This is a genomic window from Legionella qingyii, assembly GCF_003184185.1.
The window spans coordinates 1-24,149 of record NZ_QHJG01000034.1 but is presented as its reverse complement, the minus strand read 5'-3'; the positions used below and the strand labels follow the sequence as shown (position 1 = coordinate 24,149).

Genomic DNA, 24,149 nt, shown 5'->3' with positions numbered 1-24,149 from the left:
TCCAGAATACATGTTATACCCAAATGCAATGTTGTTATTGACCCCGGCAACGGGGTTTTTTTTTATTTTGAGGTTGGTCATGAAATTCGTTGATGAGGCAGTGATAAAAGTAGAAGCAGGCCATGGCGGAAATGGTTGTCTAAGCTTCAGACGCGAAAAATTCATACCACGTGGTGGTCCTGATGGTGGTGATGGTGGTGATGGTGGAAGTGTATACTTTGAAGCCAGTACGGATTTAAATACCCTTGTTGATTTCCGTTATATGCGTCATTTTAAAGCGCGCAATGGTCAGCACGGTATGGGAGGAAATTGTACTGGGAAAAAAGGTGATGATTTAACGATAAAAGTACCCGTTGGTACTATGGTATATGATGTTGATACAGGAGAATTACTTGGTGACATTAAAGAACCAGACGTACCTGTATTAATTGCTCAAGGCGGATTTCATGGTTTAGGTAATACACGCTATAAAAGTAGTGTGAATCGCTCTCCAAGACAAACTACTCCAGGAAGCCCCGGGGAATCACGACATTTGCGTTTAGAATTGCGTGTTTTGGCTGATGTAGGCCTATTAGGATTGCCTAACGCCGGCAAATCTACTTTAATTCGCGCAGTTTCCAGTTCAAAAGCAAAAGTGGCCGATTATCCTTTTACAACGTTGCATCCAAGCCTAGGTGTTGTTAGCGTTTCTTCACATAAGAGCTTTGTGATGGCTGATATTCCTGGCCTCATTGAAGGAGCTTCTACCGGAGCTGGACTTGGGCATCGATTTTTAAAACATCTTTCACGTACCTGTGTGTTACTCCATGTAATTGATGTCGCTCCAATAGATGATAGTGATCCAGTTGCATCAGCTAAAGCAATTATTCATGAGTTGGCAGAATATAATCCCGAGCTTTTACATAAACCCAGATGGCTGGTATTGAACAAAATAGATATGCTTCCCGATGCAGCGAGTCGAGAGGAACGAATCCAGGACATAATAAATGGTTTGGGTTGGAAGGATAAGGTATTTGCTATCTCCGCGATCAATGGCGAAGGAACACAACAATTGTGCTATTCATTGATGCAGCTCATTGATGAGATGAAAGAGTCTGAAGCATAGCCATTCTGCAGCATGTTCAACTACTGAAGTCTTACGGTAGGGTATGTTATGGGTTTCACGACCTTTCTGAGAGTGATTACTGTAGTCAATAATTAATTGTGTTGTCCCATTTGTTGGTTGTTGCTGCCAATATTCTGCTAAACCACTTATATGAAAATACAGCTTATTTTTATGTACACTACTAAAATGGAGTAAATGATATATATGGGGTTTGGTCAGCAGTAATTGCAGTAATCCTCCAGTTGCTTCATCGATAATCGTTATTGGCTCATTGATACTTGCAATTAATTCGCGTAGGGTTTCAGAAGCTTTTTTCTCTACAGAACTAATAATGTGAGGCTCTAGAATCGGATCAACAATGGCTTTTATTTTATGCACCAAATTGGAAGTACAACGAACTTTAAATTCAATGTAAGGTGATTCCCAGCGATAGCCGGTTTGACAATCAATATTTTGAAGTGCATCCTCCAATTTTTGGGCTATTTCACTTTCAGCCAAACCAAATATTCGCCACTTAAGTATCTGTTTTTGGCTATGGGTGGTTTGCTGCAAAATAGGCATTATATAATTATTAAACATTGGCAAACATTCACGGGGTGGGCCAGGTAATAAAAAAAAGTTTTTATTATTCCACTGATAATGGCATCCTAAAGCGCTACCCACAGGGTTGGGTAAAAGTAGTGCTTGTTCAGGAAAAAGGCATTGTTGTAAATTTCCCGCATTTAGGGTTAGCTTGGCATCTCGTAAACGGTTTATTACGTGCTCAAGAGCTTCAGAATGTTGTACCAATGCCTCACCTGTAAATTGAGATAGGGCAAAGCGAGTAAGGTCATCGGTAGTTGGTCCAAGTCCGCCAATGATAATAATAATGTCATGCTTTTTTGTTAAGAACTGCAGGCAATTGACAATATCAACTTTTTTGTCGCTGCATGAAAGGTGAAGACCTAAAGATAAGCCTTCTGAACTTAAGGCATGGGCGATGTCGCGACCATTAGTATTTAGGGTATCGCCATGAATAATTTCATCACCAGTTGCTAAAATGGCTACGGTCATTGCCTATTTCCGAAGATCATATTGGCCTGATTTTATAGCATAATTTGAAAAATCTGTAATAGTTATTGACATTTATTCTGAAATTGCCTAATAACTAGAAAAGGTGGTTTTTTTTAAGATAAATACTGCTCTTTCGATTAATTTTAACAATCATTTGTGTGTAAAGGAGAAATTATGGAATTTTCAAGCCGTTATGTAGCGCATGTTCCTGACGCTCAAGGGTTTGTTAAATATTCTGCAGAAGAAAATAAGATCTGGAGTATTTTATTTGAAAGACAAATCAAATTAATAACAGGAAGAGCTTGTGATGAATTCATAACGGGATTAAAAACTTTAGCTATAAAGTCTGAAGTAATTCCTCAGATTCCCGATCTAAATGAAAGGCTTAAAGCAGTAACGGGCTGGCAAGTGTCTGCAGTTGAGGCATTAATTTCTGCTCGAGAATTTTTTGAGTTGTTGGCAACTAAACATTTTCCTATAGCTACATTTATTCGTAGTGAAGAAGAGTTGGATTATGTTAAAGAGCCTGATATCTTTCATGAAGTTTTTGGTCATTGTCCGATGTTGACGGATAAGGTATATGCTGAGTTTGTTTATGATTATGCTCAAAAAGTGTTAACCTTCCCTGAATCAGATTGGCCATTACTCCAACGTTTGTTTTGGTTTACAGTTGAGTTTGGTTTAATTAAGACCGCAAAGGGGCTGCGAGCTTATGGTGGTGGAATACTGTCTTCCATTAGTGAAACGGTATATAGTGTAGAAAGCGATATTCCGCTGAGAGTGATTTTTGAACCAATAGCCGCATTTCGCATGCCGTATCGTATCGACATGTTGCAACCAGTTTATTTTGTGATCAATAATTATCAGACTTTGTACGACTTTGTTTTATCTGACATAGGTAAACTTTTAGCTCGAACTCGAGAACTAGGGGAGTTTCCACCTTTTTTTAAGGTGGATCCAGATAACCCTAATATCCATATTAGAGCATGTTAATCTACGTATTGTAATGAACAGCTAGTCTTGTTAACATCGAGCAACCTAGTTTGTTCATTGGCTTTTAAGTCAAGGAGCATTATTTGATTAAAGTACTAATTGTTGATGACCATGCATTGGTTCGAATGGGTATTCGACGATTACTCGAAGATATGTCGGATGTAGAGGTAGTCGCTGATGCAGAAAGCGGTGAAGAAGCTTTGGCATTAGTAAAAAAACATTCTCCTGACGTGGTCCTTTTAGATATGAAAATGCCTGGGATTGATGGCTGGGAAGTAACACGTCGTCTAAAAAAATCAAATCCCCATGTTAAGGTTATTGCTGTAACCGCGATGTGTTCTGATCTGTTACCTACCCGTGTTTTGCAATTAGGCGCTATGGGGTATCTGACGAAAGAGTCAGGTGCAGAAGAAATGGCTGCTGCGATACGTAAAGTTGCCAAAGGAGAAAAATACCTTAGTGCTGAAATTGCTCAAAAAGTTGCGATTAATAGCTTGGAAGAAGTACAAGGTTCTCCCTTTGATGTATTATCTGAACGTGAAATGCAAGTGATGTTGATGATTACTAGTGGCATGAATGTGCAAGAAATTAGTGATAGGCTTTTCCTTAGCACCAAGACAATTAATGGCTATCGTTATCGCACATTTGAAAAATTAGGTATTAAAAATGATGTGGAGCTTACTTATTTAGCTCTGAAACATGGAATTATAGAAAATCCCATCGATTTAACGTCAGAAGATTAAAGGTCCTTGTGTGTGGTCTGGGTATTGCGTCTGACTTTTCCCAAAAGTATAGCACTGCCGCCTAGGCTACATTTTAAACCAAGAGTTACTGCTATTATTACATGAATATTTCTACTGAATTAGCGTTGTTTCTCACTAAGTTACCTAATGAGCCCGGTGTTTATCGTATGCTGGATGAAGTAGGCAATATTCTTTACGTAGGTAAAGCTTCCAATCTGAAAAAGCGGGTAACCAGCTATTTCAACAAACAAAATACAGGCATTAAAACACGATCTTTGGTGAGTCAAATCGCCTCTATAGAAATTTCTGTTACACGTAGCGAAACCGAAGCTTTATTATTGGAAAGTAATCTGATTAAAACATTAAAACCAAAATACAATGTTTTATTACGAGACGATAAATCTTATCCTTATATTCACCTTTCTAATCATCCTGATTTTCCACGTATAGAAAGCTATCGTTCTAAAAAAAAACCTCTTTCAGGTGATTTTTTTGGCCCTTATCCTAGTAGCGCCGCGGTAAAAGAAACTATAGTAACCATACAAAAAGTCTTTAAAGTTCGAAATTGTCGGGACAGTTATTTTAATGCACGCTCAAGACCTTGCTTGCAGTACCAGATTAAACGATGTACTGCTCCCTGCGTCAATTACATAACTCCCGAGGATTACAAACGTTCTGTACAAGACGCTATGCGATTTTTACAGGGTAAGTCCCAATTAATTCTTGATGAACTTGCCAAACGAATGGATAAAGCTGTAAGCGAATTAAATTTTGAAGAAGCAGCGCTTTTGCGGGATCAAATTAAAAGTTTGCGATTGGTGCAAGAACAACAGGGCGTTTTACAATTACGTGGGGATGCGGATGCTATTGCAATCGAGATTAGCCCTGGTTTTGCATGCGTCCAATGCGTGACTATTCGCGAAGGCCAAGTATTGGCAAGTCGTAGTTATTTTCCATCGGTACCTCAAAAAGGCTTAGAAGATGAACTCAATATCGACGATTTGTGGCAACAAACTTTTGATGCATTTATAGGATTCTATTATTTGGATGTTCCAGAGAAGATTCCTGCATTAATCATTACGAATCATGATTTGGTGGATCACCAGTCCTTAGAAGAGGCATTATCACAACAACGCGGTAAATTGTGTAAAATTCAAGTGAATCCTCGTGGCATTAAGTCCCGATGGATGGATTTTGCACTGAATAATTTACGTGTCTCGGTAGCCGAATATGTTACAAAACATTCTACAATCAGATCTCGTTTCCAAGAGTTAGAGCGGCTTTTGGGCCTTAAAAAGCAAATTGAGCGAATGGAATGCTTTGATATAAGTCACACGCAAGGTGAGGCAACTGTTGCATCGTGTGTTGTGTTTGATCATGAGGGGCCTTGTCCTAATGAGTATCGACGTTTTAATATCGAAGGAATTACTCCTGGAGATGATTATGCGGCAATGGAACAGGCAATTACCCGACGCTTTAAACGTTTGGTGGAAATTCAATCCCTACCTGATGTATTAATTATTGACGGAGGCAAAGGGCAAGTAGCGGTGGCCCAGAAAGTGCTTATGTCTTTAGGTATATCAACGGTGAACTTGCTGGGGGTGGCTAAAGGACCTTCACGCAAAGCCGGGTGGGAAAAATTGATTCTAGTGCATGAAGCACATGAATTGACTTTACCCGATGACTCTAAAGCCTTGCATTTGTTACAACATATTCGAGATGAGGCGCACCGATTTGCCATTACTGCTCATCGTAAAAAAAGACAAAAAAAGAGATTGGAATCAACTCTTGAGGATATAGAAGGAGTCGGAGCAAAACGTAGACAAGCATTACTGCATCGCTTTGGTGGGATACGAGAGCTTGCAAAGGCTCCACTGGAAGAAATTGCCAAAGTATCAGGAATTAGTGAACATTTGGCAAAACGTATTTTTCAATTTTTTCATGGCGAAAAAGTGTAGTCATAAAAAAATTGTAGCGCCGGATTGGCGCAGTGCGTTCCGGCAATCCTGAGTGCAATGAGGGGCTCCTATCAGGACATGGTGCGACAGCATGGAGATCCCTCGTTGCACTCAAGATGACGGGGTTTTGTACCTATGTTATTCATCAATAATTAGAATATTATTCATAACCCTAGCAAAAACTCTAATATTCGTACTAAACTTATTTTAGATATGCTCGAATAATAATTGGAATAAATTGATATTTAAGCACAAATCTTGCATATAAAAATAATAAGTAAAGGTGAGAGGGGGGGCATATGTATAAATTACTTTCAGCTGCATTGATGATGCTCATGGCTGCCATAGCGAATGCGGGTAATTTTTATGGCACAGGACTATGTGGATACCCACAATACGATTGTATTAAAGTAGAGTCAGGACAAAGTTGGGAGACTTTGTTTCCGGATGAAAATCAACGTGACATTGTTCAAAGAGTCAATCGGACCTATAACCCGTTATGGGCTGGCAAGATAATCGCGGTTCCGAAAAATTTAGCTTATCTCACTGTTTTTGACGTTGCACCTTTCCCATTAAAAATTCCAAATGAACATCAAAAACAAATTATTGTTGATCAGGATAAATTGGCCTTTGGGGCTTATGATGCCGAAGGTAATTTGGTGAAATGGGGACCTATTTCATCTGGAAGAGACCGATGCCCTGACGCTAATCGTTCTTGCCGCACTTTAACTGGGATTTATCGGGTGTTCAGTAAAGAAAATGAAAAATGTACATCCGATGTATTCCCCATAGGTAAAGGTGGCGCAAAGATGCCTTTCTGCATGTTTTTCCATAAGGGTTTCGCATTACATGGTTCCGACGATATCCCGGGAGTAAGAGCGAGTCACGGATGTGTGCGTATGTTTACCCAGGATGCTAAATGGTTAAATCTGAACTTTGTTGAATTATCCAGCGAACGAAATAATTTCATGGGTACAACGGTTATTGTACGTCCAATAAATGACAGTGAGTGAGAAATATAATGAATACAATAAATAAAATCACTTCAATTTCATTGATGCTTTTCTTAGGACTAATGTCTTCTGCACAACTTGAAGCAGCCAAAATCAAAAAGAATAACCCCCAAGAGGCACAAGCCAAGGCAGAAAAGGAAGAGGCACGATTTCCTATAGGATGTAGGCCGGTAGGATATAAGGAAAGTTTAAAAGTATTATCTCTTTTTCCTGGGAAAGAGGGGGCTTTGCAGTCTTTGTATTTTTTCTTTAATAAATCACCACAAACGGTCAGCTTGTACCAAATGCGTGATGAAGACAGTCAGTACACAACTCGATATAATCATTCGATAGGTGGTCGTCAATGGGCGGCGTTAGCTACAGGAGAGCCATTAGTTAAATTTATTTGTACTGCGGGTGATGGCAAAACTTCTTATGGAAAAATTATAGATTGTGCAGATACGATTAAAGTATGTGAATACGTTAATGTTAAGTTTGGTTTGAATAATAAAGGTAACTATTGGATAGTCGATGGCACAACGAGAAATGGGGCAGTTAATGAAGTAGTGCATTATGGCATAATACCTGGGGTATAAATCTGAAAATATAATGATAAAAATTCAGGTTACAATTGCCATGCAAAGAGGGAGAATTTTCATGAAATCGCTAGTACCTTGGGTCTGTTTATTCGTTGCATCAGCCGGCCAAAATGCTTTTGCTGATGAGTTTAGTGCTTATCGATTAGGGAATTATAATAAAGCAATAGAGCCTTTGATGAGTCAATCGGGGAAAAATGCAGTCGCCGATTACTACTTAGGACGGATTTATCTTTATGGATATGGTCAATTTAAAAATAACTTGTTGGCAATACGCTATTTTACCCAATCTGCACAAAAAGGATATCTACCTGCAATTCAACTGATGGCAAAATATACTTTATTGCATGAGAAGGATCCGCAACAAGCTTTTATGTGGTTTCAAAAAGCGGCCGATGCAGGAGATGTAGATGCCCAGATGTTTACCGCAGCTGCTTATATGTATGGAGTTGGGGTAAAGAAAAATACAGACGCGGCAACTCGGTATTATATTAATGCGGCAAAAAGTGGTAACTCTCTTGCGCAATTTACTTTAGCCAAGAATTTTATCGATAGCCGTAATTCATCAAATCGTAAATTAGGTCTTATTTGGTTAAATAAAGCAGTTGCCAATGGTAACCTTCAAGCAATAACCAGGCTGGGGGAGCTTTATCTTGCAGGTCAGCTGGTCGATAAAGATGAAAAGAAAGGCGAGGAATTATTAAATCAAGCTGCAGCTCAAGGCTTTGCACCTGCAATGGTGGCATTAGGTGAATTAGCTTTAGAACAAAATCAAAAAGAACAAGCTTTGCAGTGGTTTAATAAAGCAGGTGGTCAATCAAGTGATGAGGCCTATTTGGACTTGGCTCACATTTATTTACAACAAAAAAGTCCAATTTATGATCCTAAAACTGCATTTATGTGGACTTTGAAAGCAGCTCAGAATGGATTGCCGCAAGCGAAACGTGAGTTAGCTGATATGTATCAAAAAGGAATAGGCGTTGATACCAATCAAGATTTGGCAAAACAATGGCAGAATCAGGCAATTCAAGATGAAAGTGCAAAAAATCAGGAAGCAGCTTTAGCGCAAGCAGCATTGTGGCTAAGTAATGGGACAACCGATAAGCTCGAGCAAACTGATTTTCAAATGAAAGGAATACTTAGTGCTTGGCATAATCCTGCTGTATTAGGAGATTTTGCTTATAACCAAGCCCCCCAGCTGAAAAAGATAATGCGTCAGTCTATTTTTCAGCCCCAATTTGAATTAGTTCAGCCTAATGATGTTCCAATCACCAGTTATTACGATGCTCTCTTGAGTAAAATCCCAAGTTTCCAGGCAAATCAATGGACATATCCTCTTTATCCTTTAGACCCACAGCTTTCTGCTTTGGAAAGGATAAATGCCCCAATTTATGCTCAGTTGAATTTACCTGCACCTTATATAGATGCTAATTATTATGATTATGATGATAATTCACAGGCCAGTATCATGGATTTGTGGACTCAAGGTTGGCAAGCACAACTTAACTACATGTCTATGTTTAATCATTTATATTTTAGAGCGATATTAGGTGATGCTCAATCGCAGTTTCAAATCGGACAAATGTTTCAATATGGCATCGGTATAGCACAAAGTGATTCTTCAGCCATCATTTTTTATCAAAATGCGGCACAACAGCAACATTTGGGTGCAGAATACAATTTAGGCATTTTATATTTACAGCATGCTAAGGATAAAAATGATTATCAGCTTGCATTAAATGATTTAACGGATGCAGCGTTTAAAGGAAATAAAAAATCTCAATACGTTTTGGCCAGAATTCTATCCCAGGGGATAACTGGTCCGGATGGTACAGTTTATATTCAACCCAATCCAGAACAAGCAACGTCTATGTTATATCTGGCTGCAGCCAACAATTATGGTCCTGCAGAATATGAGCTTGCAGATAGCTTGGCGCGTCAAAATGATAGCGGTTTAAGTGTCAATGTAAGGAAGCACAAAATAGCTATGATTCGTCAATTGTATCAAGGGGCCGCAGATAGAGGCATTTCTCAGGCACTACTGCCTCTCGCATTTTATAATGCTATGGATCAGGATATGGCAAAGCAGGCGCAAGCTTTTCTGATTGCTAAAGAGCAAGCGACTAGTGGAGATGAAAACGCTGCGTTATTGCTGGGATTGCTCTATGACCGGGGTATTGGTGTTAAAGCGGATCCAGGACAAGCCATCACCTGGTATCAGCAAGCAGGACAAAACTCGGTAAGCGATTTTATATTAGGAACATATTCTGCAGAAGGGAAGGGTATTGCCCAAGACAAGACAAAAGGAATGGAGCAATTGCAGAAATCCGTTGATGATAAATTCTCATATGCAGATTTTAATATGGCGGTGTTGCAAAAGCAAAATGGACAAGACTTTTTACCTAATTTAATACGGTCTTATAAATTAGGTAACAGTCATGCAGGAATTGTTTTGGCCGATTTCTATTTGGCAGAAAATTCTGATCCAGAGAAAATGCAAGAAGCCAAACAAATTTATACTGGTTTGGCCGAAAAAGGAGATCAGTATGCACAATTGAAATTGGCTTTCATGCTGGAAAAGGGTTTAGGTTCCGAACCTAATCTGGCAGAGGCACAACGTTGGTATACTGCATCTGCAGAACAAGGAAATCCTCTTGCTCAATATCTGTTAGGTCAGTTTTATCAATTAGGTGAGAATGGCGAACCTGATTACAATTTGGCTAAGCAGTGGTATGAGAAAGCAGCCTTTGTTCTACCTGAAGCTTCTGTTGCTTTAGGATTTATTGATGAAACAGTCAATGATAATTATGCCCAGGCATTTAAGGCTTATCAACAAGCTGCTGCGAAAGGAGATCCTTTAGGAATATATGATTTGGCATTAATGTACTTATATGGCAAAGGAACACCAGTCAATTATCAAAAAGCGAGGGATTTATTTGTTGAAGCATCAACCCATCAAGTTCATGAGGCAATGAATCAATTAGGTGCAATTTATTTTAATGGCCTCGGACAATCTCGTGACACACAACAAGCTTTATCCTGGTATAAAAAGGCCGCAGATTTAGGTGATGACAATGCACTTTATCAATTGGGATTATTATCAGAAACAGGAGTAATTACCAAACTTGATTTTAATGATGCAATTAACTATTACCAACAATCTGCTGCTAAAGGTAACGAGAAGGCGATGTTGGCTTTAGCAAGAATGTATCATTATGGTTTGGGCGTTGAGAGAAACCCCAAAATGGCTGCAAGTCTTTATGAAAAACTCGCCGTACGACAAAATGCTTATGCACAGTATCAATTAGGTACTTATTACTTGGAGGGAACTGCTGGTGAGCGATCTCTTTCTAAGGGTAAGGAATTACTACAGCAGGCAAGTGATAATGGCAGCATACAGGCACGTAAAATTTTACAGAGAATGGAAGCACAAAATCAAGCTCGTGTGAGTTTTATTGAACCTGTATTAATGAATAAAGCCTCTTTTACTCCGGAGCAAACAGCTGATTTTATGTATCTGCAAGCATTAAATGAGTGGAATCAGGGGGATGAAGTTTTATCGCGTATGATTTTACAACGTTTAGTGACGCAGTTTCCAAATTTTGTACCGGCAAAACGTGCCATTGAGCAGTTGAATCAGGCAAAATTGGCCAGTATTTATGGATAGTTAGTTAATTCCTTGATTCCCCGGGCGAGATAAACAACGCCCGGGAAGCATAATTTATCGTTTGTTCATCTTTTCTGCCTGTTTATCGTTCCATTGATTCCAAATTAAAATTTATTCCATTTATTTTGGGATAAAATATTGCATATTTTATAATATTTACTCAAAATAGTTTTTGATTTATCTAGTATTCCAATAGAAAGTCTAACAAAATGACAGGAGTGTCACGATGAAATATACGATAACTTTTTGCGTATTTGATCATACTGTAGGAGGGAATCCTTTTTGGCATGGTTCTTTTTTTTTATCGATGCTGGATGAAAGCAAACAATTGCTTGAAGTTGTTGAGACTTGGGGCTTTTATGGTGTTACCAGTACCGGAGATAAAAGCAGTTGGTTGGAGCAATTTAAAAACAAATATCATTTAGATGTTGATTTCCAAGGCAATCATGGGATGCTAATTAATGAGGAAGTGCGTTTCATGGATCTTGGGCACGGTTTACATGGATACACTTTTGAGCTAACTCAGCATGAATTTGAATTGTTACAAAAGAGATGCGCACATGCTGTTGCAGAGCAAGAGGCTGCAATTAAAGAAATAGTAGGTGATGGTCAAAATTTTAAAGCAGATCCATCAAAAAAGGGAAGAATTTATCAAGAAGAAGCCTACTCCAGACAAATTTTTGAAATTGAACAAATAAAAGCCAAAATTGAAGGACGTCCTTCCAGGCTTAAGCCTTTTGATTTTCATTTATCATTTGATTTATCGGGACCTAGTCTGAAGAATTCCAATACCTGTAAAACTATGGCGGTTTCCCTTTTGGAAGGAATCTTAACCGACGAGCAACTTGCCCCATTTAAAAATTCCTCTTTGCCACGATTGATTCCAGGTTTAGAACCTATACTTTTGCATAGTGAGGGCCCTTTACACACACATAAAAAATCATCAGGTAAAGAAGTTTTTTATCGAGATATGAAACAGGATAAGGAAGTTAAATTATATTGGAGCGTACCCCCACAACGTTTTGATGAATTATCAGTGGATACCGAGAAGCTATTTAAAATCGATGAAGAGTATTGTGATGAAGTGAAATATATCGTCAGTCAGTTGCAGCGTTTGGAGTGGTTAATAAGAAATGCATCTTTACCTGAAAAATACAAAGAATATCAAAGGGATTTAATTCAGCGTATTGTTTCCTGTTATAAAGCATTTGCCATGATTGAGCCCAAAAATGATACTAAAATATCAGGTTGGCAAGGCTCAATTCTTGGTTTTTTTTCTGTTCCGAGAAGTAATGAAGAGAAAAAACTACAAGGTAAAATTCATCAGGCAAAAATGCTTTTAAACACTCTTTATATGGCCGTAGTAGATGGATGGTCGATTTATGATGAGTATCCTTCTGAGACCTCTACAACTGTAGATGGCGAAGACTATAACGTACTGGAAGCTTTAGTTTCTTACTTATCAACAGAAGATAAAAAGAGTCTATGTAAGATAGTAGGAAGGCCGTATTTGGAAGACGAAGTAACACAGGTAACTTTGCCGGTATAAGTACCCGTTTAGTATTTTGATCATAGCCTGGGTGAAGGCGAGTGCTGTAGCCAAGGGAGAGTATTAGTGCCGCATCCACCAGAAAAAATTTTGAACATAGCTCAATTTTTCCGAATGTAGCGAGGGAATCTCCAGTCAGGTAGTATTATAATAATGTTAATAGATAAGGTAGTCGTGAACTATTAAACGCTTTCAGCAGATAAAAAATCGAACCGGCAATTCCGGTTCGATTTTTTCGAATTGAACGATTAAGCAGCCATTGCCTTAACACGAGCTACTAGACGACTTTTAATACGAGCAGCTTTATTTTTATGAATTAAACCTTTACAAGCCGCTTTATCAATAATTGGTTGCGCTTTGGTGAAGGCAGCTTGAGCGGCTTCTTTATCACCTGATTCAACAGCTTTAATTACATTTTTGATGTAGGTGCGGAACATAGAACGTGCACTGGCATTGTGTTGACGTAGTTTTACGTTTTGGCGAGCACGCTTGATCGCTGATTTAATATTTGCCACTTAAAAATCTCCACTCATTCAGATGGTACAAAAAGATGATGATCATGCACAATGAGTTAGAATTTGTCAATAGACTTCTTTGTTTCTAAAGCATAAATTGATTCACTCTACGACGGTATGTGTCATTTATGCTCAAAATCAATTGAGTAATATGAAATCCTAATTATTCGTTCAATTTCAGTATAAAGACTATGACATCATATTTATAATTATGACAGTTGATACATTTAGGTATAATATAAGGTATTTTGCGCCTTGTATAAAAATTATGTCAGCAACAGATACAGAGATTATGGTACCTAAACGACAGAGCTTATTGCGTTCAACGACATTGGTTTCAGTAATGACCTTTATTTCACGTATTGTAGGTTTTGTGCGCGATATGGTGCTCGCCAATTTTTTTGGTGCTCAAGCAGGCATGGATGCTTTTTTTGTAGCATTCCGCATTCCTAATTTTATGCGTCGTCTTTTTGCAGAAGGAGCATTTGCTCAAGCGTTTGTTCCTGTGCTTGCTGAGTATCAAAAAACTCGTTCTCCAAGCGATGTACGTGTTTTTATCGCACGTATTTCCGGATATCTAGGTACTATTCTTAGTGTTGTCACTTTAATTGGGATATTTGCTGCACCAGTGATCATCTTTTTATTTGCCCCTGGTTTTAGTCATGACAGTGACCGTGCTGTATTGGCTACAGAAATGTTGCGTATTACTTTTCCATTTTTAATGCTCGTTTCACTAACAGCTATGGCTGGAGCGGTATTAAATACCTACGGTTATTTTGCAATCCCTGCCTTTACACCGGTATTATTGAATATCAGTATGATTCTTGTGGCGATCTATTTATGTCCTCATTTACCAAAACCTGTAGTCGGTTTGGCTTGGGGCGTGCTCATTGCAGGCATTGCGCAATTACTGTTTCAAATTCCTTTTTTGCATCAACGCAGTTTATTAGTAAAACCCCAGTTAGTCAGAAATGATGCTGGAGTGAATAAAGTGCTTAAGTTAATGATTCCAGCTTTATTTGGTGTTTCTATTGCCCAACTTAATTTAATGGTTGACAGTATTTTTGCTTCCTTTTTAAAAGTTGGAAGTGTGTCTTGGTTATACTACACCGACCGCCTTACTGATTTTCCATTAGGAGTTTTTGGTGTGGCGATTGCAACAGTGATTCTTCCTCATTTATCTCGAAGGCATGCGGAGCAGAGTATAAGCCAATATTCAAGTGCCTTAGATTGGGGATTACGCTCTATTTTACTTATAGGAATTCCAGCAGGTTTAGGATTATGTTTATTTGCTATGCCGTTGATTGCGAGTTGCTTTGCCTATGGTAAATTCACCGCTTATGATGTGATTCAGACTCAAAAAAGCTTAATCACACTTGGGGCCGGGGTGCCTGCTTTTATGATGGTCAAAGTATTAGCCTCTGGTTTTTATGCACGACAAGACATTAGCACTCCAGTTAAGGTGGGTGCGATTTCTATGATAGTTAATACTTTATTGTGTTCTATATTTATTTGGCATTTCGCTCACGCGGGTCTAACTTTAGCTTCCGCATTGGCAGGTTATGTTAATTGCGGTACTTTATTATTTTTATTAATTAAACGTGGGGTATTCAAACCTTCTCCTGGATGGTTAAAATACAGTATGCAATTACTCCTTGCTAATGCAGCAATTAGTATTTATTTAATTTTAATGAGTGGTACAGTAAGTTACTGGCTTGGTTTTTCCCCCGTGATGCGTCTAACCTTACTATCCGTCCATGTAACAGCTGCAGTAATCATTTATTTGTTAGTTCTGGGATTAACCGGGCTTAGACCTGCCCATTTCCGAGGTCAAGTGAAGGAATAAAAACATGCAAGCAAAGTTATTTTATGAGACTCAAGGTGAAAGGGCTATTCCTCTTTATTTGATTTCTCAAGGTCAATGGGAAGAGGAGGTAAGCATGCTTACTCCTGCGGTACAAAATTGTCTGTCCTTGCATCAATTTAAAGGGAAAATAGGTGATTCTTGTTTCATTCAGAATGCAGATGGTTTGATCGATAAAGCATATATTGGTACAGGTGATGGGAATCAAGTTCAGGCTTTAGCCAATGCAGCATTAATACTTCCTCCTAATATTTATCAAGTACAAGGAATATGTTCCCAAGAAGGAGCAATCAGTTGGGCTTTGGCGCAATATCGTTTTGAGGCATATAAAAAACAAGAAGTGCAACCACGGCTTTTAGTAGTTCATCCAGATAATTTAAATTCCATTTTGGCATTAACTCAAGCTCACTTTTTAGTGAGGGATTTGATAAACAAACCAACAAGTGATTTAGGTCCAAAAGAATTAGCTGAGGTAGTAGAACAATTAGCTGAAACACATAATGCGCAATTCAGACAATGGATTGGTGATGAATTGTTAAACGATAATTTTCCAGCAATTCATGCAGTTGGGCGTGCTTCTAAATCATCTCCCCGCTTGTTGTCATTAACTTGGGGAGATGAGAAAAATCCTCATATTACTCTGGTAGGAAAAGGGGTTTGTTTTGATAGCGGAGGCCTAGATATTAAATCGGCTTCTGGTATGCGGTTAATGAAAAAAGATATGGGTGGTGCTGCCCATGTAATAGGTCTTGCGCAATGGATTATGACGCGTAATTTACCGGTACGCTTACAAAATGCTTATTCCTGCTGTAGAAAATTCTATAGGTCCTGATGCATTTAGACCTGGTGATGTTTTAACCATGCGTAACGGCTTAACTGTGGAAGTGCATAATACGGATGCGGAAGGACGGTTGGTTTTGGCTGATGCTTTAGTAAAAGCATGCGAAGAACACCCCGATTTACTGATTGACTTTGCAACTCTAACAGGAGCTGCACGTGTTTCAGTTGGTACTGAAATTGCCGCACTGTTTACCAATAATGATCACTTGGCTGCAGAACTAACAGCGGCCTCTTATAAAGTGGTTGATCCCATCTGGCGATTGCCTTTATTTCCAGCGTACGAAGATTTGCTTCGCTCAAATATTGCTGATTTAGCTAACTCTAGCGATCATCCTTATGCAGGAGCAATTGTGGCAGGATTATTTCTGCAGCGCTTCGTAGCAAAATCCATACCTTGGATGCATTTTGATATTATGGCGTGGAACTTGGGTAATAGGCCTGGAAAGCCTGAAGGTGGAGAAGCAATGGGGTTACACACGGTTGCAGAATATTTGCTAAAGGTTTATGGATAACAAGAAAAAGTTGAGTTCAAAAGGAGATTCTGATGTTAATAACGTTTCATACTGATGCCTATGAAGATATAACCTATTTTGCAGATGTAGCTAAGCGTCTGCTTTCTTTAATGGGACATAGCGGCACTACTCCTGGTGCAATCAAATCAGAAAATCTTCCTGAAGCTTTGGAACGATTGCAGGCTGGCCTTAACAAAGAAAAAAAGGTGGTTGAAGAGGATGATGAAAACGAATCAGAAATCAGTTTGTCAAAGCGTGCTGTTCCTTTAATTAGTTTACTGCAAGCCGCAATAAAAAAAGATAAAGATATTCTCTGGGATTAATGTCCTGCTTTATCGTAATCGTTCACAACTAGTGTCATCCTGAGGAGCTTACGATGAAGGATTTACTACTTTGAGCATTATATTTTATTATGTTCATATCATCCGATGGAGAGCTCCCACTGCGCTGAGGATGACGTGTACTGGTGGGTATTCAGGATGACGAAACATTCGAATCAAAGAACCAGCACACTACTTCAATTCAATCTGATGCGTATGTAATTCGCAACCTTTGGCTCTATAGTCTCTGTAGTGTGCACGGCTTAATTCTTTCTCAGCTTCTACATTCACTACAATTTCGATAACACGCTTAAATTTAGGATAAAAATCTGGAATATAATTCGCAAGATTCAAGAGGATGTCGTTAAATCCTCTAGGTTCCCGTTCATAACCTATTTGTATCGGGGGAGGGGGTTCGGGGCCTTCACCTTGCAGGTTATGCGGAATAAAGCTTTCTTCTTTGAACGTCCATAGCAGCTCATCCAGAAATTCGGCATCTTGTTTGTTGTTGCATAAGACATAAACCTTATGTCCTTTAGCATAAGCTTTTTCCAAAAGACGACAAGCCACCGACCAGCGTGCATCAGTCTGGTCACTAGCTAATAGATAAAAATCAACGCGAATTGAGGGCATGGCGTATTATTTGAGTTAATAAGGGAACTGGTCTGCCAGTGGCATTACGATTTTTGCCGAAGATCCAGGCTGTGCCAGCAATGTCTAAATGTGCCCAACGATACTTTTCTGTAAAGCGAGACAAAAAGCAAGCTGCAGTGACACTGCTTGCAGTACGATCAAAACCCGCATTGATCATATCGGCTAAAGGACTATCAAGGGCATCTTGATAGTCATCATCTAAAGGCATGCGCCAGACTCTATCATTACTTTCCTTAGCCGCATCTTCAATCAATTGTGCTAATTCTTCATCTTGAGTCATAAAACCCGATGCAACAGTTCCCAGCGCAACAATAATTCCACCAGTAAGTGTTGCAACATCGATGACAAATTTCGGTTGATATCGCTCTGCATATGTCAGTGCATCGGCTAAAACCAAACGACCTTCGGCATCAGTATTAATGATTTCCACGGTTTGCCCGGACATACTTGTAACAATATCACCTGATTTGACGGAGGTGCCACTCACCATATTTTCAGCACTGGCAATTAAACCGATAACATGAACAGGAAGTTTTAACAAAGCACAAGCTTTTAAAGTACCTAATACACTGGCAGCACCAGACATATCATATTTCATTTCATCCATTGCATTGGCTGGTTTGATGGATAATCCGCCAGAATCAAAAGTAATTCCCTTGCCTACCAGAATGATTGGAGGAGCATCATCAGCTCCTTTGTAATGTATGTCAATAAGTCTTGGTGGTTGGGCTGACCCTTGTGCCACTGCTAATAAAGTTCCCATGCCCATTTGGTGCATTTCTTCCGGTCCCATCACTTTGCAGCTCATATTTTGGGCAAATTCTTTAGCTAATTGCATTGCTTGATCCCCTAAATAAGTAGGGGTACAGATATTAGCGGGCATATTGGCCAGATGACGAGTCAACTCAACACCTGCTGCAATTGATTGACCTAATTTTAATCCCTCTTCACTAGCATTCGGCAAATAAAAAGTTATAGACTCTAATTGATGAGGCTTCGCTTTTTTCTTTTTAAAATCGAGTAATTGATAGCGTTGATTATCGATTTGAACAATCATTTGTTCCAATTGCCAATCTGCTGAATAGTGCGTTATTTGAGGCAAACATAGGGTTGCAGAGCGAATTCGGTGTTTGATTAAAGCCCCTGTAATCTCTGTTATTCTTTTTTTTAGCTGAGATGGTGTGAATTTGGTTTGTTCACCACATTGAATGATTAATAAGCTACCATCCAGATCATGATGCCACTGCATATCACCAGCCTCGGAGGTTTTTTTAATAAGTCTACTAACTAAATTATGATGCTCCTTACTCAGAGCAAAATCAGCTAGTTCAGCATCAGAAAACACCCCAATAACAAGACATTCACTACTTGATAAGTTAGGTTTTTGCGTTAATCCGTAATTCATTTTAATAATCCCTAATGCCTGGCTTAGCCTGGGTGAAGCGCAGTATAACCCGGGAATTGTATTAATTAAACCTGGGCCGCGCTTCACCCAGACTACATTTGACTTGTAGTTTACCCAAACTTAGTTTGATTTTAAACAGGCAATTTACAGTCTGTTAATGGTTGTGTTGGTACAACAATTTGGACATTGATTCCTTTAATCGTTGGGCTATTTATTGCTTTTTCTAAATATTCAATCAATGGAACATCAACTACTTTACCATATTCTGATGAAGCTTGCCGAAAAAACAATTGACCTTTATTTCGAATTGCAAAGCCTAAATGAGAAATATTTAATGCAGTGCCAATTTTTGGGCTTAGCTCCCAATTGGGTCTTACGATTTCGATGATTGCACCATTAGGAATTTGTGCGAATAAATACATATTAGGTTTATTTTTTTCAGAAAATAGTGCAGTGAAGGGGATGTATGGAACTTCTTCTGAAAGAGTTTCCAATTGGGCCCCTTTCTTTTTTAATTCCATTAATCGTTCTTCTTCTTTTACCTTATCAGTGTTTACTAATCTGATTGTTTGAACAGTTTTATAGGCATACCAATTGGGTTTATTAATGATCGCATCAGCAATTTTTGCAACAGGTTGATTATTCTGATCTTTTATAGTTAGTGTAATGTCTTTAAGAATTCCATTTCGCTGATTATTTTGATTCCAATCCAGACCTGTAAAATGATTTCGTTGTAGATAAGAGACAGTTCCGTTTTTATAACGTATGCTTTTTATGCATCGTTGAAACGATGCAAGCGAATTTGCAACGGCCAATGATACAACGGTGTTGACGTAGGTATCACAGTCGAACGCATCTACACGATATTGAGGGTATTGATCGTATCGAGCCTTTGGTCCTTCACCTAAGGAACCAAGAATATATTGTACTCCTAAAAATTGACTGCTGACCCAATCTATTCTATCTGGCATGGAACTATTCGGCATGTTGCTTAGTCTATGGTATAGTTCTTCTATTGAGGAGTTAGCTTGTTTTTCGGCACTATCTGAGTCAAAAGCATGGCTTTGAAAAGAAATGAGAATGCAGGCTGCAAAGGCTAGATGTTTTAAGGGAGTGAGTGTGTACTTCATTAGTTTTTTCTATCTAAAGCCAAATAATGACTGCATTTTAACCCGTTCCAAAGTATGGAGGCAAGGATGCTGAATATAATTTGGTTAGGAATGATACTAATTTCAGTCGTCGTTGGCGTAATTGAGGGGCGTATTGATGAGGTGGCACGTGCTGTCACAGAATCGGCAAAACTAGGCTTTGAAATCGCTCTTGGTTTGGCAGGAATTATGTCATTATGGCTAGGAATAATGTCTATAGCTAACGAATCAGGTTTGGTTGCCTTACTAGGAAAAATACTCAGGCCAATTTTAAGACGACTATTTCCGGATATTCCTACGGAGCATCCTGCAATGGGAGCAATGACTATGAATATTGCTGCTAATATGCTAGGTCTTGCCAATGCAGCTACTCCATTTGGACTGCAAGCAATGAAAGAGCTGCAAACACTGAATCAACACGCACAAATTGCAACAAATTCCATGTGTACTTTCTTGGCAATTAATACTTCAAGCGTGCAATTAATCCCTGCTACCGCAATTGCCTATTTGGCGACCAATGGCAGTACGAATCCTAGCAGCGTTATAGTCAGCTCATTGATCGCAACGACCATTTCTACATTGGTCGCCATTATTTCTGTAAAACAATTAGCCAAATTACCAATGTTTCGTGTTGAAGGGAAAAACAGTCTATGAGTGGGTTTGCCAATCAATTATCCAATTGGATGCTTTTAGTTTTTATTGTAGGTATTCCTTTATATGCTGCGGCAGTAAAAAAAATTAATGTTTTTGATGCATTTATTGTCGGTGCGAAACAAGGTTTTGATACTATTTTAAGCGTTGTTCCCTATTTAATCGCTATGATAGTTGCTATAGGCATGCTGCGTGCCTCAGGTTTTTTTAGTTTAATGGCAAATCTTCTTTCACCGCTTTTAGCTATGATAGGTATGCCTCCAGAAGTATTACCGTTGGCTTTGATTCGACCTTTTTCTGGAAGTGCTTCAACGGGAATGATGGCGGAATTGATTCATCAATATGGCGGGGATTCACTCATAGGCAAAATTGCAGCAACTATGATGGGAAGTACAGAAACGACATTTTATGTCATTGCTGTATATTTCGGTTCTATAGGAATTCGGCGCACGCGGCACGCTATACCCGCGGGTTTATTGGCTGATCTTGCTGGAATTATTGCATCAGTACTTGTTTGTCGCTATTTATTCGGATGATAATAACTGAGAGCTATTGTAGCTTTGCCAGAAATTCATAGGGTAGCGAAATATACGGCGCCCTCGAAAATTTGGCACATGCATGAATTATACAGTTCTGCTTTAGATTATCCTATTTTTGTTTTCTTCTTGCCTTTGCCAGCATAATTTGCTTTTTCCATTGATTTCAAGTGAGCAAACACATTACGCACTTTCGCTTTAAATTGAGCCATTTCTCGCGCAGGAACAGGAGATGCTGTAGGCAAATAAGTTGTAGTTGGATTTCTTGGTTGATTATGAACATGCAGTTCATAATGACAATGAGGGCCTGTCGCAAGACCTGTTTGGCCAACATAGCCAATAACTTGGCCTCGTCTTATTCTGCTTCCTTTGGATAGACCTTTTGCAAATCGAAGCATGTGTCCATAAAGCGTACTGTAGGTTTTATCGTGTTTGACTTCAATCATATTACCGTACCCATTGTGTCTGCCAATACTAACAATAGTCCCATCACCGACAGATTGAATCGGAGTACCAATCGGTGCTGCAAGATCGATACCTTTATGGGCTCTTTTATAGTGTAATATTGGATGATATCTTGAAGTAGTAAAGGTCGAACTGATATGACTAAATTTAATGGGATAGCGTGAAAATGCTTTTTTAAAGCTTTCTCCCTTAGGGGTATAATAGTCACGAGTGCCATTTCTACTGATATGGCGTACGGCCTGAGCGGTTTTACCTTGATTGGTGTAGCTTACGGCAACAACATCACCAATGCCCACCATTTTGTTTTCCACATAGAACGTATCATAAGCAATAGAGAATCGATCTCCACTACGAACAGAACGCGAAAAATCAATTTCTTTACGCAAGATAGTAGTCATTTGTTGAATTAATTTCCTCGGGATCCCTAATTGTTGGGCTGTTGCGAATAAGGAACCTTTGACTACACCCGTTACATAACGCTCTTGGGTTTTTACTTTTTTGGAATCAATTTTCGTTTTATAAACTGCCCCATCCCTATAAACTGTAAGTGTCTGTATGTTGTTCATCGGGATAATTAATTTTTCTAATTTATTCTTATTAATTAAAAATTTCAGTTCTTGACTTGGTTTTATTGCAGTAAGCGCTTTAGCATAAGGATTTTTTTGCATCACCAAATGTAGATTTTGGGCAGTTAATCCAAGTCGCTTAAATATAGTGGCCATAGAGTCACCAGATCTAGGTCTAATAGTTTGCCATTCATTGTCCTTGGCAATTTTTTTAACTGGTTGAACCGCTTTAACAGCGTTTTGTGCAACAGTTTTAGCTGTTTCTTCTGTCAGATCGGGTTTAGACTCTTCAACAATTTGCTCTTCTTCATTTTGAAATGCATTTTCTTGATAAGCTTCATCTTGATACTCTTCTGATTCATCTTCATCAAGATCAGGTAAGGCAATGGATTGAGTTGTAGGTCCCTGATGTGAGTTATGTGAAAACTTTTTTACAAGGAAATAGGGGAGTGAAAAGGCAATAATCAAGGCAAAACCCATTAATACCTTAGATGGATTAGATTTTTTATTTTTATTCGTTTTTCTTTTTTCGATATATATATAAGGTTTTTTATCCATTGTTTGCCTATACATTGCCATCCGGAATCATGCTATTGTCTGCATTTTATTAAATTTCGGGTGACAAATTATCTTAAATCACCTTTTAGGTATGGCAGGAAATTGCCAACCGGGCTAAGATACTCGGTGTGAGAAGATAGGTCAATCATTTATAAAGGTTTTGATGTCATGATAGTTGAAGATTCAGTTTGTTCCGAGCTAATAAGAGGCTGTGAGGAGGTACTTCCCCAGCATGAATTGGAAAAAAAATTACAAAAAGGAACTACCTTAAAAATAAAAGCAGGTTTTGATCCAACTGCACCTGATTTGCATTTGGGACATACTGTATTACTTAATAAGTTACGACAATTTCAACAACATGGTCATGAAGTCATTTTTTTAATTGGTGATTTTACGGCGATGATTGGCGATCCAACTGGGAAGAATGTCACACGTTTGCCACTTAGTCCAGAAACAGTTCTTAATAATGCCAAGACCTATCAAGAGCAAGTTTTTAAAATTTTAGACCCTCTTAAAACAAGAGTAGCATTTAACTCGCAGTGGCTTGCAAAATTCAATGCAACAGATTTAATTCGTCTAGCTGCAACCCACACAGTTGCACGTATGTTAGAGCGTGATGATTTTAACAAACGATATACTACAGGTCAGCCAATCGCAATTCATGAGTTTTTATATCCTCTACTTCAGGGTTATGATTCTGTGGCACTCAAAGCAGATATTGAACTGGGTGGTTCGGATCAAAAATTTAATTTATTAATGGGGCGCGAATTACAAAAGCATTATGGTCTTGAACCACAAGTTGTGATGATGACTCCATTGATTGAAGGCTTAGATGGTGTGAAGAAAATGTCTAAGTCACTAGATAATTATATTGGTATTAGTGAGCCAGCATCCGATATGTTTGGTAAAATTATGTCAATATCTGATGAATTAATGTGGCGATATATAGATTTACTGAGTTTTAAAACAGGAAAGGAAATTCAGGCTTTAAAGAAATCAGTAATAGACGGTGCGAATCCTAGAGACATAAAAATTGATTTTGCTAAAGAAATCGTGGCGCGCTTCCATGATCAAACACAAGCAGAACATGCACATAAAGAATTTATAGAACGATTTCAAAAAGGGATTATTCCTGAAGATTTAGAGGAACAAACAATAACCTCGAATGAATCGCTTTCTTTAGCTCAAATATTAAAGCAAATGAATCTAACTCAAAGTACTTCAGAAGCGATTCGTTTGGTAAAACAGGGTGCAGTTAAAATAGATGGAGAAAAAGCTGAGGATGCATCACTTGTATTATCTACAAATAAGACCTATATAATACAAGTTGGCAAACGTAGAATTGCCAAGCTGCATTTACAATAAACAGAGTGTCATCATTTTTTTTAAAAAAATGAAAAAAGTGTTTGACACTGTTGGCGAAATCAGTAGAATACGCAGCACGCCTTCGGGGCAAGTT

General features: G+C 38.6%; 19 protein-coding genes and 1 pseudogene. 14 read left to right on the top strand and 6 right to left on the bottom strand.

Going from position 1 to position 24,149, the window contains the following annotated elements; translation table 11 throughout:
• Positions 1–79: 79 nt before the first annotated feature.
• Entirely contained in the window at positions 80–1,105 is a 1,026-nt protein-coding gene (gene cgtA, locus DGG96_RS16925) for an Obg family GTPase CgtA (RefSeq protein WP_110143751.1), read from the top strand.
• Here cgtA and DGG96_RS16920 read toward each other — a convergent pair.
• The gene (locus DGG96_RS16920) at positions 1,061–2,158 is read right to left on the bottom strand and encodes a competence/damage-inducible protein A (RefSeq protein ID WP_110143726.1); all 1,098 of its coding nucleotides are present in this window, start codon (positions 2,156–2,158) and stop codon (positions 1,061–1,063) included. The two genes, cgtA and DGG96_RS16920, sit on opposite strands and share 45 nt — an antisense overlap.
• Before the next feature lie 174 nt (positions 2,159–2,332).
• Here DGG96_RS16920 and phhA point away from each other — a divergent pair, with 174 nt between their 5' ends.
• From phhA to DGG96_RS16885, 7 genes are all read left to right on the top strand, one after another.
• Positions 2,333–3,151 (top strand): phenylalanine 4-monooxygenase, encoded by an 819-nt coding sequence (gene phhA, locus DGG96_RS16915; RefSeq protein WP_110143725.1) that lies wholly within the window; start codon positions 2,333–2,335, stop codon positions 3,149–3,151.
• Positions 3,152–3,234: 83 nt separating this feature from the next.
• Complete coding sequence (letA, locus tag DGG96_RS16910; protein WP_058466537.1) at positions 3,235–3,894, top strand: two-component system response regulator LetA; 660 nt, start codon at positions 3,235–3,237, stop codon at positions 3,892–3,894.
• Between the two features lie 101 nt (positions 3,895–3,995).
• Positions 3,996–5,852 carry an excinuclease ABC subunit UvrC gene (gene uvrC / locus DGG96_RS16905; protein ID WP_110143724.1) on the top strand — a complete coding sequence of 619 codons (1,857 nt, stop codon included), beginning with the start codon at positions 3,996–3,998 and terminating at the stop codon, positions 5,850–5,852.
• A gap of 299 nt (positions 5,853–6,151) precedes the next feature.
• A complete protein-coding gene (locus tag DGG96_RS16900) occupies positions 6,152–6,865 on the top strand; it encodes a L,D-transpeptidase (RefSeq protein WP_110143723.1) in 714 nt (237 codons plus the stop codon).
• 8 nt (positions 6,866–6,873) lie between these two features.
• Positions 6,874–7,440 carry an endopeptidase IV gene (locus DGG96_RS16895; RefSeq protein ID WP_110143722.1) on the top strand — a complete coding sequence of 189 codons (567 nt, stop codon included), beginning with the start codon at positions 6,874–6,876 and terminating at the stop codon, positions 7,438–7,440.
• A gap of 61 nt (positions 7,441–7,501) precedes the next feature.
• Positions 7,502–11,107 (top strand): SEL1-like repeat protein, encoded by a 3,606-nt coding sequence (locus tag DGG96_RS16890; RefSeq protein WP_110143721.1) that lies wholly within the window; start codon positions 7,502–7,504, stop codon positions 11,105–11,107.
• A gap of 226 nt (positions 11,108–11,333) precedes the next feature.
• The gene (locus tag DGG96_RS16885; protein WP_110143720.1) at positions 11,334–12,656 is read left to right on the top strand and encodes a hypothetical protein; all 1,323 of its coding nucleotides are present in this window, start codon (positions 11,334–11,336) and stop codon (positions 12,654–12,656) included.
• Positions 12,657–12,904: 248 nt separating this feature from the next.
• On the opposite strand, the gene rpsT is transcribed toward DGG96_RS16885, so the two are convergent.
• A complete protein-coding gene (gene rpsT, locus DGG96_RS16880; RefSeq protein ID WP_110143719.1) occupies positions 12,905–13,171 on the bottom strand; it encodes a 30S ribosomal protein S20 in 267 nt (88 codons plus the stop codon).
• Positions 13,172–13,439: 268 nt separating this feature from the next.
• Here rpsT and murJ point away from each other — a divergent pair, with 268 nt between their 5' ends.
• From murJ to DGG96_RS16865, 3 genes and pseudogenes are all read left to right on the top strand, one after another.
• Complete coding sequence (gene murJ / locus DGG96_RS16875) at positions 13,440–15,017, top strand: murein biosynthesis integral membrane protein MurJ (protein WP_110143718.1); 1,578 nt, start codon at positions 13,440–13,442, stop codon at positions 15,015–15,017.
• 4 nt (positions 15,018–15,021) lie between these two features.
• Positions 15,022–16,387 (top strand): annotated as a pseudogene (locus tag DGG96_RS16870) (leucyl aminopeptidase family protein).
• A 32-nt stretch (positions 16,388–16,419) separates the two neighbouring features.
• Positions 16,420–16,710: a DUF1840 domain-containing protein gene (locus tag DGG96_RS16865; RefSeq protein WP_110143717.1), complete on the top strand. Its 291-nt coding sequence runs from the start codon at positions 16,420–16,422 to the stop codon at positions 16,708–16,710.
• Between the two features lie 189 nt (positions 16,711–16,899).
• On the opposite strand, the gene DGG96_RS16860 is transcribed toward DGG96_RS16865, so the two are convergent.
• From DGG96_RS16860 to DGG96_RS16850, 3 genes are all read right to left on the bottom strand, one after another.
• Positions 16,900–17,340, bottom strand: a complete 441-nt coding sequence (locus DGG96_RS16860) for a DNA polymerase III subunit chi (protein WP_110143716.1) — start codon at positions 17,338–17,340, stop codon at positions 16,900–16,902.
• Positions 17,321–18,766 carry a leucyl aminopeptidase gene (locus tag DGG96_RS16855; protein ID WP_110143715.1) on the bottom strand — a complete coding sequence of 482 codons (1,446 nt, stop codon included), beginning with the start codon at positions 18,764–18,766 and terminating at the stop codon, positions 17,321–17,323. Before DGG96_RS16855 ends, DGG96_RS16860 begins: the two co-directional genes overlap by 20 nt.
• 131 nt (positions 18,767–18,897) lie before the next feature.
• Positions 18,898–19,896, bottom strand: coding sequence for an N-acetylmuramoyl-L-alanine amidase-like domain-containing protein (locus tag DGG96_RS16850; protein ID WP_110143714.1), 999 nt, complete (start codon positions 19,894–19,896; stop codon positions 18,898–18,900).
• A gap of 66 nt (positions 19,897–19,962) precedes the next feature.
• On the opposite strand from DGG96_RS16850, the gene DGG96_RS16845 reads away from it, so the two are divergent.
• Both DGG96_RS16845 and DGG96_RS16840 read left to right on the top strand, forming a co-directional pair.
• Positions 19,963–20,568, top strand: coding sequence for a nucleoside recognition domain-containing protein (locus DGG96_RS16845; protein ID WP_165831638.1), 606 nt, complete (start codon positions 19,963–19,965; stop codon positions 20,566–20,568).
• A complete protein-coding gene (locus DGG96_RS16840) occupies positions 20,565–21,101 on the top strand; it encodes a spore maturation protein (RefSeq protein ID WP_110143712.1) in 537 nt (178 codons plus the stop codon). The genes DGG96_RS16845 and DGG96_RS16840 overlap by 4 nt, the downstream gene beginning before the upstream one ends.
• Before the next feature lie 107 nt (positions 21,102–21,208).
• Here DGG96_RS16840 and DGG96_RS16835 read toward each other — a convergent pair whose 3' ends face one another.
• A complete protein-coding gene (locus tag DGG96_RS16835; RefSeq protein ID WP_110143711.1) occupies positions 21,209–22,690 on the bottom strand; it encodes a M23 family metallopeptidase in 1,482 nt (493 codons plus the stop codon).
• A 168-nt stretch (positions 22,691–22,858) separates the two neighbouring features.
• Here DGG96_RS16835 and tyrS point away from each other — a divergent pair, with 168 nt between their 5' ends.
• Positions 22,859–24,055 (top strand): tyrosine--tRNA ligase, encoded by a 1,197-nt coding sequence (gene tyrS / locus DGG96_RS16830; protein ID WP_110143710.1) that lies wholly within the window; start codon positions 22,859–22,861, stop codon positions 24,053–24,055.
• Positions 24,056–24,149: the final 94 nt, after the last annotated feature.